Origin of the sequence: Amycolatopsis sp. SID8362, assembly GCF_010550475.1 — a bacterium.
Taxonomy (GTDB): Bacteria; Actinomycetota; Actinomycetes; order Mycobacteriales; family Pseudonocardiaceae; genus Amycolatopsis; species Amycolatopsis eburnea.
In genome coordinates this window covers 1-239 of the sequence record NZ_JAAGNB010000128.1, presented here as the reverse complement: position 1 = coordinate 239, position 239 = coordinate 1, and the positions used below count along the sequence as shown (strand labels likewise).

Annotated in this window: 1 protein-coding gene; it reads right to left on the bottom strand. The window is 71.1% G+C overall.

Annotated features, from left to right (window positions below; translation table 11 throughout):
- Nucleotides 1-239 (bottom strand): BTAD domain-containing putative transcriptional regulator (locus tag G3I65_RS04205; RefSeq protein ID WP_160694915.1); only part of this gene is annotated, 239 nt, incomplete at both ends.

The window sequence follows — 239 nt, the reverse complement described above, 5'->3', positions numbered from 1 at the left end:
TACAGCGCGGCCATCAGCTGCTCGTGCAGCCGCTCCCGCAGCGGGTTTTCCCTGGTCAGCCGGGTCAACTCGGGAATGACGGTGCCGTACTCGCCGACTTCGAGCAGCGCGTCCGCCCACTGTTCGCGCACGCGCAGCCGCTCTTCGGCCAGCTGGCCGGCTTCGTCGCGGTGGAGCGCGTCCGACTCGACGTTGAGCAGCGCGGGCCCGCGCCACTGTTCGAGCGCCGCGGCGAAGTG